The following is a 12,686-nucleotide window of genomic DNA, read 5'->3' on the forward strand; positions in this document are numbered from 1 at the left end:
TGAGATAGAGTCGTGAACGAAGGTACAAAAACAGGAATTTTCTGGGTCGTTGCGGTTGTGATGCTCGGCATCGCGACGCTAGTCGCATGGCCTACGACGAGCGATAGCGAAACCGGCGGATTCGTCGGAAAACCGCTGTTCGAGGAATTTAAAGATCCGTTGGCAGCCGCCAGCTTGAAAATTGTCACCTATGACGAAGTCGATGCGACGCTGCAGTCGTTTGAAGTTCGTCGGGACAAGGAATCGGGCCAGTGGACGATTCCCTCGCGAAAGGGACCAAACAACAAGGGCTACCCTGCCGATGCCGTTGACCATATGAAAGAGGCAGCGAACTCGCTTGTCGACTTGAAGGTGCTCGATATCCAATCGGAAAACCCCGAGGATCACGAGGGGCTTGGTGTTGCCGAGCCGAAACTCGAAGAGCTGAAGCGTGGTGATGAAGGTGTCGGCCGCTTGGTGACGCTGAAAGATGAGTCGCAAAAGACGTTGGCTGCGTTGATTATTGGCGACAAACTGAAAGACGATCCTGAGAAAGTCTACGTCCGCAAACCGGGACAGGATCCCGTTTATGTCGTCAGGCTTGATGACACGCCGCTGACGACTCGTTTTCAAGATTGGATCGAAGAAGACCTGCTGAAACTGAGCAGCATCGATATCGACACGATGGAAATCAAGGACTACAGCGCCAGTCTTGGTGCGAGTGGCATTTCGTTGCAGCGGAACTATGTGGCCAGCGTCGTGATGGACGGTTCGCAGTGGAAGCTTGATAAACTGATGAAGTATCCCGAGAACAATCCACTCGGCGAACCGACTCCGGTTGCGGTCAAACCCGGCGAAACGCTTAATGCGACCAAGTTAAACGAGATGAAGAACGCGTTGGACGATCTGAAGATCGTGGACGTCGTTCGTAAACCGGCGGGCATCAGCGAAAACCTACGCGCCGACAAAGATCTTGTCTCGGACCAAGAAGCTCTCGAATCGCTTGCTCGTCGTGGATTCTATCCGCTGCAAACCTCCGATGGCGGCGAGTACGAGATGATCTCGGCCAACGGTGAATTGACCGTTTCGCTGAAAAATGGCGTTCAATACCTGCTTCGCTTTGGCAACGTTTCTGGATTGACCGACGAAGCGGACCAGGAAGCCAAAGAGGGCGAGGAAGCGACCAGCGGCGGAGTGAATCGCTACTTGTTGGTTACCACGCAAGTGGACGAATCGAAATTTCCCGCACCGCAATTGCGAGAGATCCCGCAAAACCTTGATGATTTGAGGAAGTTGTTGGGGGAAAACGAACCGAAGGCGGAACCAGCAAAGGCGGACGAGGAAGCTGAGAAACCAGCGACGGAAAAAGAGGACGCATCCGAAGCCGAGATGAAAGCGGACGAAGCAACGGAAACACCGGATGCCGACGAGGCCAAACCTGCCGAAGAAACGAGCGCTGCTGAGGAAGCGAAGCCTGCTGAAGAAATGAAGGCGGAGGAAGCGGAATCTGACGACGCGAAGGCGGACGAGCCCAAGGAAGTCGAAGAGCCCAAGGAAGTCGAAGAGGTCGAGGCGGAGTCTAGCGAATCGCCTGCGGAATCAGGCGAAAGTGAACTCGAAGGCTCGGGCGAAGCCAGCGGCCAAGGCGAAGCTCAAGAGGAAGTCGCGGATGATGCGGAGGCCGACGATGAGTCGGAAGCCGAGCCCGCAGCTGCAGAGAAAACCGAAGAAGCCGAGGCCGACAAGGATTCGGCTGACGAGGAAAAGGCTGCGGATTCCGAACAGCTAAGCGAAGAAGAGATGCTCGAGCGATTGGCTTCGGAACAGGAAAAGATCACGAAAGCCAATCAACGGATGCTGGACGAGCGAAAAGATAAGCTCGAGGTGGCACGTCGAGCGGTTCGAGATTTGAATGCTCGCTTTGCCGATTGGTACTACGTGATTCCCGAAGAGACCTATCGGAAACTTCGTCTCAGCCGTGAAGAGTTGTTCCAAAGCGATGATGCGGCTTCGGCCAACCCAGCCGCCGGATTTCCTGGTGGCCCAGGTGCAATGCCGCAGTTCAACTTCGGACCTCCTGGACAGTAATTGTCGCAAGCTCACTGCAAACAAAACGTTCCCAAGACGATGTTCTTGGGAACGTTTTTTTATGAGCCGTGACGCGCATCGCTGTGATGCACTGAGAGCTCCGAAATTCGGCATCTTCGTTTCGTGGCGACGCTCGCCAGAGCGTGGACGAGTTTGGATCGTTGCTGCCCCAGATGCGAATCACCACCTTCTGGCGAAACTAGCTCCAGGAAAATGCTTTACAGCGTTGCATGACGCGCAAGCAGCCGGCGACCGTGCGGACCGATTTACTCGCTGCACCCGGGCGGCTCGCATCAATGCAACGTTAGATGACATCGGTCTCGTGGTTTCGGCGACTCACTCGCCGAGGCTTCGCACTTGGCGTTGGTGTTCGTACAACACGATGCCAGCGGTGGTGGCCAGGTTCAAACTTCTGACTTTACCTGTGGTGGGGATTCGCAGTGCGTTCGGCGCGTCGCGATCAAGGATCGATTCCGGCAACCCCGACGACTCGCTGCCGAACACAAACACGTCATCTTTTTCAAACTTGGCGTCCCAGATCGTCTTGGTGGCGAACCGGGAAAAATAGAAAAATCGCCGGGGCGAAAGTTTTTCTGTCAGGGCGTCCCAATTGACCACTTCTTCGATCATCAGGTGCTTCCAGTAATCCAAACCTGCCCGGCGGACGTGCTTTTCGTCCAATTGGAATCCGGCGGGGTGAACGATCCACAACTTGGCTCCCACGGCGACGCAGGTTCGCCCGATGTTCCCGGTATTCCCCGGAATCTCAGGCTGGTAGAGTACAACATGTGCCGACGGTAAAGTCGCTATACTGTCGCCTTTCCCATGACACGGCTCCTGCTTTTCTTGATTCTGTTTCATGCCGATCCAAGTAACCTGTCCAAATTGTTTTAAGCGATTCCAGGTCAGCGATAAATTCGCTGGCAAAAAGGGTCCCTGTCCCGGTTGCAAGAATACCATAGCGGTCCCGGATAAGTCCGAGGAGGTGGTGATTCATGCGCCCGATGACGGCGCGCCAAAAGATCGCAAGGGCGTCAGCGTCCTGAAACCGATCAAACGCACCGAAACGGACGTCACCCGCAAAGGACTGATCATTACGATCTCGGCGGTGGTCGGTGCTTTGGCAATCGCGATCGGGCTCCGCTTGTTCAGCGGCGAAAATGGCCCCCCGCTCTTCGCCCAAATCATCGGTTTGATCGTGATTGCCCCCCCGCTGGTTCGCTGGGGGTACTCGTTCGTCTACGACCAAGAACTCGAACCCTATACGGGCATCGAATTACGAAATCGAGTGTTGATCTGTTCGGCGCTCTATGCTTCGCTTTGGATCATCTACGCGTTTGTTCCTACTTATGTGTTCGATCTCGAAAAGGCGTCGGAGATGAACTACATGACGTTCGGAATCATTCTGTGCGTGATGCTGGGGGTGGGAACATTCATTGCCATGAACACGTTCGAAGTCGAAATGCTGGGGGGGCTGACTCACGCCGGACTGTATCTGTTGTCGGCGATATTGTTGGCCTTGATCGCCGGCGTCACGTTGGCAGGGGTAGAGAATCAGGAAGACGCGAGGCTCCGCGAGGCCGGATTGGCAATGCAAGTGACCGTCAATGATGCACGCCATGATTCCTGAAGTCGCCCAGTTGAACCAAGCTTCCTCGCTGGTTCGCATTCCACCGGCCGAAGGGGTGCCGATCTCGCCCCGCGTAAGACGCATCATTGATTCGCCACCACTGCGTCGCTTGGCTTCGATCAGCCAACTAGGGATGGTTGCGTTAGTTTACCCCGGTGCAACCCACTCGCGATTTGAACATTCGTTAGGCGTTTATCTGAATGCGCTGCGGTTGCTGGCGAGATTCACCGGCGATGCTTCGTTGAACCCGCCGCTCGATGCGCGTTCGGCAGACGCGTTTGTCTTGGCGGCGCTCTTGCACGACGTCGGGCACTGGCCGTTTTGTCATCCAATCGAAGATATGCGGTTAACTGGATTCCGCGAACACGAATCACGTGTGTCGGACTGGATCGAGCAATCCGAGCTTCGCCAATGCATCGAGCAGGATTGGGCATGCGAGATCCAAGATGTTGTGGATCTGTTGGAACCGGCAACGAAATCGGCTGAATCGCCTACGAGTCATATACCGCTCGATTTTCTTCGCAGCTGTCTCAGCGGTCCGATCGATATCGACAAGCTTGATTATTTGCAACGCGACAGCCTTCACTCGGGCGTCCCCTATGGTCGCAATTTTGATGTTGGGCGTCTGATCGAATCGATGTGTGTTCATCCGACCAAAGGTATTTTGGCAATCGGCGAAAAAGGGCGGACGGCGGCCGAGATGATGGTGTTCGCCCGCTATGTGATGTTTAGCGAAGTATATTGGCATCACACCGTTCGCGCGGCCACCGCGATGCTGCAGCGCGCCGTGTTCTTAATGAAGGACAAAATCGAACTTGAATCCACCTTCAAGTTGAACGATGCCCAGTGGATCGCTCGCCTTGTTGAGACCAGCAACAGTATTCGCGACGCATCGCTTGGAAACACACATCAACTTGTCGACGGTTTGTTTGGCGCTCAGCGTCGGCTTTACAAACGAGTCGCTGAGTTTAGCGCGATCGATGCCGTCGAAGGGCAGCCTGTCGAAGTGCATCGCCAAATCGCCCGACGTCCGTATTGGTGGTTGGTTGCTGCGAGTGAGAAACTGGCCGCTCGTGTGTCATCAATGAGCGGTGAACAGGTCGTTGCCGAAGACATCCTGATAGATGCACCGCCGGTTAAGCTCGAGGTTGACATCAATGTCGACGTGATCCTGCGTGATGGCAGCTTCGATCGTGCCGCAAGTGACGTGGATGTTAGCGGCGGCGTGGATAGCCCAGACACTGTCACCCACAGCCGGCCGCCGGTCGGTGTCACGCTGGCGAACGTTTCCCCAGTCGCTCGCGCGCTAGCACGTCAACAATTCGACGATCAAGTCAAACGGGTTCGCGTGTTTGTCAATCCTGAAAAACGCGACCTAATGACACACGCCGTTCGCGCCCATGGCGATTGGTCTACCCTCTTGATCGACGTGGTCCAAAGTGTCGACAACGAGATCGTTTAACTCTAGGAATGTCATGAACAAGCCTGCCTCACTCTCTGCTCATGCCCACTCTGCCAAGGTTATTGTTTGTCGGGATGCGACAGCGGCATCGCGAACGGTGGCAAACATGATCGTCGCAGCGGTCAACGCGAAACCCTCGATCGTGCTGGGGTTGGCAACCGGCGGAACGCCCACCGCGACGTATGCGAACATCGTCGAAGATTTCCGAGCCGGTAAAGTACAGTTTAAAGACGTGACCTCTTTTAATCTGGACGAATACATCGGACTTAGCGGAACGCACCCTCAGAGTTTTCGCTACTTTATGCAGTCTGAATTGTTTGATCACATCGACATCGATCCCAACAACACGTTTGTTCCCGAGGGAGGTGCGAGTGATCCGGCCTCACACGCGATCCAGTACGAAGCACAAATCGCTGCAGCCGGGGGGATTGATCTGCAGTTGTTGGGCATCGGTCACAATGGGCACATCGCTTTTAACGAACCCGGATCGTTGCCGTCCACACGAACACGCGTGGTCGAGTTGACGCCGTCGACGATCGAAAAGAATGCTCGCTTCTTTGCTTCGGTGGATGAGGTGCCTAAGACTGCGATCACGATGGGGATTGGCACGATCCTGGAAGCGAAACAGATCCTGTTGTTGGCCACCGGCAAAGGGAAAGCCGAAGCGGTGCGGCGTTCGCTGCAGGAAGCAGCCAGCGAAGAGGTTCCCGCATCGTGGCTTGAGCAGCACCCCGACGTGACGTTCGTCCTGGACGAAGACGCCGCGAGTGAGTTGTCGCTGTAGAGAGCCGCGACACTCCGCGACCCAAAGCACGTTTAGGCCGTTCTGCTAGAGCTTTACTAAAATGGGCGTAGTTCGACCGTCAACTTTGGAGGTAGTGGACGAGGCTACGAGTCCCAGCGACTGAGTGGCACGTCGGGACTCGTAGCCTCGTCCACTACAGAGAAAACACTTCACCCGCGCGATTTGTCACAAAACTCGAATGACGAAGTTGTTTCCGAACCGTGCCTAAACTTCCGGGGCTTGGCCCCTCAATACTAAATCGCAACTCTAAATCTCAAGCGTCGGGCTGTGATGGTGGCCTGCTCACATCTCGTCGTGGGCGAGTTCCACGGATTCGTTGATCGCATCGATCATGTGCTGGGTATCGAGTGCTTGTTGCTGATAGACATCGAGAGGCTCGTCGCTAATAAATTTCGCGATCATACGACGTTCTTGGTTGCCTTCGAATGGAAACTGCTCGACGCCTCCGGTTGCATCATGGATCCAGCAGCGGGCGGGTCGGTCATGCCATGGACGAGTGAAATCATCGCACACCAGCGATGCGTCACTGCCGGCAACTTCGAACCACTTTCGCGTCGACGTGTCGTAACCACACGACAGCGTGGCGGTCACGTCATGGTCGAACCACATCATCGCCGTAATCCGCTGTGCGACGCCTTGCCGGACGACGCGTCCGGCGACCACACGGTTAGGCAACCCGCCCGCGATAAATCTTGCTAACGAGCAGACGTACCAACCGAGATCCAGCAAACATCCACCGCCCAAAGCCGGGTCCAGTCGATGTTCGCCGGTGATGAAAGGACGGAAAAACGAGACCGCAGCACTGATGTGTCCAATTTTTCCAAACCGTCCTTCGTCTAACCAGCGACGAAACATTTCGGTCCGCTCGTGATGCAACCATCCCGTTGCGTCGAGCAGGCGAACCGAGTGAGCTTCACAGGCCAGGTGAACGGCAAGCGATTGTTTGGTCGAAAGCGTTAGCGGTTTTTCGCACAACACGTGCTTGCCTGCCTTCGCTGCGGCGATAGCCCATTCCGCATGCATCGATGGCGGTAAGGCAACATAAACGGCATCCACATCATCACGGACCAAGAGCGATTCATAACCCTCTACAGCAGCCGCGATGCCATATTGATCGGCATGCCAACGAGCTCGTTCGCTCGTTCGGCTTGCGATCGCAGTGACTTCGGCGCCGTCGGTGGATTGAATGTCGGCGACCAATCGCCGAGTAATCCGCCCCGTTCCCAACACTCCAAAGCGTGTGATTGATCCTTCACCACTCATAAAACACGTTCTCTTGTTTCTAATAATTCGAATTGCTTGTTTCGTTAGATTGGCAACTAGGACAATCGACGCAATTTGGCGTGTGATTCGATCAACCACTCCGCCGCCTGATGGATCTGTTGATCGGTGTTAAACCGCCCGATCCCAAATCGCACACTTCGTCTCGCCTCGGATTCGCTCAGTCCAGTGGCGGTCAATACATGGCTCGGTTTCGCATCAACGCTGCTACACGCCGAGCCGCTACTGAACGCGACCGACGGCGTTGCCGCCATCCACGCCTCGCCCTCGATCGATTCAAGTTGCAGATTCAAATTGCCTGCTAATCGGTGCTGCGAAGCGAGTGGAATTCCATTGAGTTGGATGCCATCGATTCCCGAGCACAGCAGTTGGAACAACTGATTTCGCATTTGCCCGATCCGCTCCTGATGGCTTTCCATTTCATCAACTGCCAATTTTAGTGCCGTCGCCATCGCCACAATCCCGGCGGTATTCAGCGTGCCGCTGCGCAGTCCTTGCTGTTGTCCGCCACCGACGATTTGCGGCCTCAGGCGTACTCGTCGGTTACCGTTGCCGACCACCAGTAAACCGCTGCCCTTGGGGCCATAAAATTTGTGTGCGGCCGCACTCAGCAGATCGACGTCCGTATCGAGCATGTCCACCGGGATTCGCCCCACCGCCTGCGTCGCGTCGCTGTGTAGCAACACACCCCGGGAATGACAAATATCGGCAATGGTTTTCATCGGAGCGATCGAGCCGATTTCGTTGTTCGCCCACATTACCGAAACGAGCGCGGTGTCGTCATCGATTGCTTCGGCGAGTTGGTCCAAATCGACGATTCCACTCGAATCGTGGCCGTGCGGGATGACCGGGACTCGCGTGACACGAAATCCATCCCGCTGCAGATCATCGCAGACATCCAACACCGCATGGTGTTCGGAGGTCACCGAAACGAGATGGCGTTTTTTTTGGCGAGGATGCAGGCAAACACCGCGAATCGCCAAATTATTGCTCTCGGTCGCACCACTGGTGAAGATCACCGACTCGGAGGGAACATTCAGTATCGATGCGATTGTGGCCGCTGACTGTTGTACGGCTGCTGCGGCGGTGCGTCCCATTTCATGCGATCCGCTGCTAGGATTCCCAAAATCCTCGGACAACCATGGTAACATCGCATCGACGACCCGCGGATCGCAGCTCGTGGTCGCGTGATTGTCAAGATAAATCATCGGTTGCGTTTGGAAAAAAGGGCGTATCTGCGGTTGAATCCATTGTAACGGGCTGGCTGGTTTTGCAGACCCGGCTGGGGTATGCCAAGGAAACCAATAAAACCATCGAAAACAACCGTCCAAAAACTTTCCAGCGATTCGCGTCGTCGGTATCATGCACTACCGATGCTTGGCGGATAATTTTTCTGTCGCCCGATCCCTTGGCTTGTTGATCCGTTGGCTCGTTGATTTGCTGATTGACGCGTTGCCGATTGACACGCTGACCCTCTCTCCGAAGGACCTTTACCCATGCCGCTATTCGAGGTTGAAACCAACTCTCATATCATCATCACATGGGCCGAAGATGAAAAGGCGGCTCGTGCCGTGGTGGCGGACGCCTATCCCTACGATGAAATCGCCCGTTTGACCAAGCGGCCTCGCGATACGTGGGTGATCAGCAAAGGCGTGCTCGGGCTCACCACCCCCGACCTGAATCCGTGTGCGGTGGCTCGCGAATGCTTGAGCCGATCATCGGGTGACAAGGTGAATGCGATTCGTTTGTATCGAATGGAAACCGGCAGCGATCTGGAACACGCACGCAAGGCGATTGAATCCAATATGGTCATGGGCTGGTAGTTCCGCCGGATCGTGTTGCAATCCTTTCTTTCGCCTGCCAGATTTTTTCATGCCGCGTTTTCCACTCTTGTTGGCCCTTCTGTGTAGCACGCTGATCGTGGGCTGCGATGGATGTCGTTCAACCCCCAGCGCCGAAGAAGAAGAAAAGAAAAAGGCGACACTGCCTGACTTTACGTCCGCACCCGCTCAAGCGTTTCCCGCCGATAGTGCACCGATCGGGGGCGGGATCAAGCCAGGCCATTGGTTCTCGGCCTCGGAAATACTTAAGAGCAACCGCGAGGATGTACGCGGACAATTGGAAAGCTGGGCAAGATTAGGGAAAACATCGAGCCCCGATTCGCAAACGCCTCGCAATGCATTGGTCAACGTCCGCCCCATCGTGCTGCCCAAGGGGCAACAACGGCGGTTTGATTATCGCAACCTCGCTCCGCTGCCGAGTGGCGATTCCAAAAATGTCTTTCTCTCGAGTCAACTGTATTCAGGCGGTCGAGGGTTGGTGTATGACTCGCTGCCCGATGTGTTCCAGTTCCTGTCCCAGGAAGAATACTTTTTTATCATTTTAACGAATCGTCCCGAACGATTCGCGAAATTGATCGGTGCCGATTGGCAGCGTCCGTATCGCTCGGAAGCTGAATTCGCGGGCAAGGCAGCGAACTATCGAATCGTCATCCCCGATACCGACGAAGTGCTGCCAATTGCCGAAACGATGCTTGATTGGACCAGCACCGCGGTGGTGTTGTGGGACGATATCTCTGCCGATTCGCTGACTCCGGGACAAACCACTGCGATTGCGGACTGGATCCATTTTGGCGGCCAATTGATCGTCAACGGTGCCGATGGATCCGATGCCATCGCCGACTCGCCGCTCGTGGATCTGCTGCCGCTGCTGCCACGTGGCAACATCGAACTGGCTCCCGAATCGGCCACCGAATTGCTGAAGACTTGGTCCGTCAAAACCGATCGATCGACGGAAGCACAATCGGCACTGCTGCAGAGCGAGACCGCTCGGGTGGCGGTCGATGGAAACCTGGCTGCCGATGCGGACGATGTCACGGGAACCGGCAACCTGATCCTGCAACGCAGAATCGGTCGCGGCCGCGTCGTGCAGTCGCGATTCGATCTGATGAGCGATTGGATTTCGAACTGGGATTCCTACAACAGCTTCTTTAACGCCGTGATTTTGCAGCGGCCGCGACGCCAATTTGTCGAGATTGATGCCGATGTTTTGCTGAAACACCAGTACGTTGATTTTCAGCGGTACGATGCCGACCCCACGATGAATACCACGTTTCGTATCGCCACCCGTGATGCGCTGCTCGCCCCAAGCACGCCCAACCCCGTGGCGGGCGATCCCGTGGCGGGCGATCCAGCCATCCCAGGGAAAAAAACGGACGACGACACCGCCGCGGCGGAGGTAAGTCCATTGGGAAAAATACCGGCCAAGAATATGTTGTCACGCGATCAATGGACCCGAGTCGATCCGGTGATGGGGATTGGCGGATGGAATAGCGCCAGCGACGCGGTCAATCTGACTCAGGCTATTTTGCGGAACGAATCGGGGATCGTGATCCCGCCATCCTCGTTGGTGGTCCGCTCGCTTGGGTTTTACCTGCTGGCGTTAGTACCGCTGAACTATCTTGTTTTTCGTTTGTTTGGCAAACTGGAATACGCTTGGTTGGCCGTGCCGCTGATCGCCATCGCAGGCGCTATTTGGGTCGCTCGCTCGGCGCAACTTGATATTGGATTTGCACGCAGCCAAACGGAATTGGCGATTTTGGAGACCCAGCCTGGGTATGAACGCGGACACCTTGCTCGCGTCATCGCCATCTACAATTCATTGTCGAGTACCTACGACATGCAATTCAGCACCGTCGACGCGGTCGCAAATGCGATCCCTCAATCCAAGACCAACCCGGCCGACGAACCGCTTCGATTCCGCACCGATTTCGAAGAGGGGCCGATGTTGTCAGGAGTCGCCGTAGGCAGTAACCAAACTCAAATGGTTCGCGCCGAGCAGATCGTTGACCTTGGTGGTGGCATCTATCTGGACGGCGAAATGCTGGTCAACGGAACCGAATACGACTTGCTCGATTCCTTTGTGGTTGCCAAAACCGCCGACGATCAAACGCAACTTGCCGTGGTGGGCCTCTGTTCGGCTGGCTCGAAAACCAAATTGCGTTTTCGCGACGACGCCACCGTCAAAGTGTCTGCGGATCTGCCGCTTCAGGTTTCTCGGGTGATGAGTGCGTTTCTAGCGGACAAATCGGTCCCAGCGGACTCGTCACGCTTGGTTGGACGTATCGAAGAATCGATTCCCGGGATGACCGTCACCCCCCAAGCAAACCAACGCAGTTCGCAGACGGTTGTGGTCGCCAACCTTCGTTTTCCACCGTCGCCCGAACCCCAATCGGATGTCAATTTGGTCGTCGATTTTCGTAAATCGTTGACCGAACCTTTGGAATCGGAAGTGGAGAGCGAGGATGAGGATGAATCGGAGAAGTAAATCGGCTCGCTCATCTCTACCAGCATTGCAACACTGAAATTCAACGCCCACCGCTCGGCCCCAGGAAACTTGATGATCACGCTCAAAGGATTCGGAAAAGACTATGGCGATTTCACTGCCGTCGAGAGCATCGATTTAGATATTGCTGCGGGCGAAACGTTTGGTTTCATTGGTCCCAACGGTGCCGGAAAGAGCACCACGATTCGCTTTCTCGCGACGCTGTTGCGGGCAAGTCGTGGTAGCGGATCGGTGGCCGGTTGCGATGTGATGGCCGACCCCGTCGGCGTGCGGCAATCCATCGGCTACATGCCCGATAACTTCGGCGTCTATGACGGCATGCGAGTATGGGAGTTCTTGGACTTCTTTGCCGTGGCATACCGAATTGGCCGTACCGAGCGAAAGCAGATTATCGATAACGTGCTAGAGCTGTTGGACCTTGGTCACAAACGCAACGACTTCGTCAACGGTTTATCGCGAGGGATGAAGCAGCGTTTGTGCCTCGCCAAAACACTGGTCCATGATCCTCCGGTATTGATTTTGGACGAACCTGCCTCGGGGCTCGATCCACGTGCGCGAATCGAAGTCAAAGCGTTGCTGAAAGAGCTACGCAAAATGGGCAAAACGATTCTGATCAGCAGTCATATCCTGACGGAGCTGGCGGATTGCTGCACGTCGATTGGCATTATCGAACGAGGTCAATTGTTGATGAGTGGTCCGATCGGGAGCGTATACCGGCAAATCCGTCGCAACCGAATTGTCGAGATTGACTTCTTAACCGGGCTGGAAGCGGGGTTGTCGATCCTCCGAAGCAGTGCGGCACTGCGGTCGCTCGAACAAGAACCGACTCGGGTGATTGCCGAGCTGGAAACTGATGATGAGGGATTGGCGAGTTTGCTCGATGAACTGATCAAAGCGGGCGTGCGAATGCGTTCGTTTAACGATCGCGATCCCACGCTCGAGGATGTCTTTATGACCGTGACCAAAGGCTTGGTCACATAATCGTTGATCGCTTGGGCGTCGACCGAAAAGTGGGATAGGCTTCCAGCCTGTCATTGCACCCTCGACAGGCTGGAAGCCTATCCCACATTAACAAATCCGCGGTGCGATCAACGACA

The 12,686-nt window shown here is 55.4% G+C and carries 10 protein-coding genes; 7 read left to right on the plus strand and 3 right to left on the minus strand.

Going from position 1 to position 12,686, the window contains the following annotated elements:
• Positions 1 to 12: 12 nt before the first annotated feature.
• Complete coding sequence (locus tag ABD971_RS33815) at positions 13 to 2,067, plus strand: DUF4340 domain-containing protein (RefSeq protein WP_345328106.1); 2,055 nt, start codon at positions 13 to 15, stop codon at positions 2,065 to 2,067.
• A 336-nt stretch (positions 2,068 to 2,403) separates the two neighbouring features.
• On the opposite strand, the gene ABD971_RS33820 is transcribed toward ABD971_RS33815, so the two are convergent.
• Entirely contained in the window at positions 2,404 to 2,928 is a 525-nt protein-coding gene (locus ABD971_RS33820; protein WP_345328108.1) for a tRNA (cytidine(34)-2'-O)-methyltransferase, read from the minus strand.
• A gap of 127 nt (positions 2,929 to 3,055) precedes the next feature.
• On the opposite strand from ABD971_RS33820, the gene ABD971_RS33825 reads away from it, so the two are divergent.
• Genes ABD971_RS33825 through nagB form a run of 3 tightly spaced genes read left to right on the plus strand, consistent with a single transcriptional unit; the run spans position 3,056 to position 5,943 of the window.
• On the plus strand, positions 3,056 to 3,697 hold the full coding sequence (locus ABD971_RS33825; RefSeq protein ID WP_339936409.1) for a hypothetical protein: 642 nt from the start codon (positions 3,056 to 3,058) through the stop codon (positions 3,695 to 3,697).
• Positions 3,687 to 5,159: an HD domain-containing protein gene (locus ABD971_RS33830; RefSeq protein ID WP_345328111.1), complete on the plus strand. Its 1,473-nt coding sequence runs from the start codon at positions 3,687 to 3,689 to the stop codon at positions 5,157 to 5,159. Before ABD971_RS33825 ends, ABD971_RS33830 begins: the two co-directional genes overlap by 11 nt.
• A gap of 13 nt (positions 5,160 to 5,172) precedes the next feature.
• Entirely contained in the window at positions 5,173 to 5,943 is a 771-nt protein-coding gene (gene nagB, locus ABD971_RS33835) for a glucosamine-6-phosphate deaminase (protein ID WP_345328113.1), read from the plus strand.
• A 303-nt stretch (positions 5,944 to 6,246) separates the two neighbouring features.
• On the opposite strand, the gene ABD971_RS33840 is transcribed toward nagB, so the two are convergent.
• Together ABD971_RS33840 and ABD971_RS33845 are read right to left on the minus strand one after the other, a co-directional pair.
• Entirely contained in the window at positions 6,247 to 7,227 is a 981-nt protein-coding gene (locus ABD971_RS33840; RefSeq protein ID WP_339936415.1) for a Gfo/Idh/MocA family protein, read from the minus strand.
• A 56-nt stretch (positions 7,228 to 7,283) separates the two neighbouring features.
• Positions 7,284 to 8,453 carry a cysteine desulfurase family protein gene (locus ABD971_RS33845; protein WP_345328116.1) on the minus strand — a complete coding sequence of 390 codons (1,170 nt, stop codon included), beginning with the start codon at positions 8,451 to 8,453 and terminating at the stop codon, positions 7,284 to 7,286.
• A gap of 288 nt (positions 8,454 to 8,741) precedes the next feature.
• Here ABD971_RS33845 and ABD971_RS33850 point away from each other — a divergent pair, with 288 nt between their 5' ends.
• The 3 genes from ABD971_RS33850 (at position 8,742) to ABD971_RS33860 (ending at position 12,570) form a co-directional block, all read left to right on the plus strand.
• Positions 8,742 to 9,068 (plus strand): DUF6793 family protein, encoded by a 327-nt coding sequence (locus tag ABD971_RS33850; RefSeq protein WP_339936419.1) that lies wholly within the window; start codon positions 8,742 to 8,744, stop codon positions 9,066 to 9,068.
• Between the two features lie 49 nt (positions 9,069 to 9,117).
• Positions 9,118 to 11,571: a hypothetical protein gene (locus ABD971_RS33855; protein WP_345328120.1), complete on the plus strand. Its 2,454-nt coding sequence runs from the start codon at positions 9,118 to 9,120 to the stop codon at positions 11,569 to 11,571.
• Between the two features lie 72 nt (positions 11,572 to 11,643).
• Positions 11,644 to 12,570: an ABC transporter ATP-binding protein gene (locus ABD971_RS33860; protein WP_339936424.1), complete on the plus strand. Its 927-nt coding sequence runs from the start codon at positions 11,644 to 11,646 to the stop codon at positions 12,568 to 12,570.
• Positions 12,571 to 12,686 lie beyond the last annotated feature (116 nt).

Source organism: Novipirellula rosea (genome assembly GCF_039541335.1).
In the GTDB taxonomy this organism is placed as follows: Bacteria; Planctomycetota; Planctomycetia; order Pirellulales; family Pirellulaceae; genus Novipirellula; species Novipirellula rosea.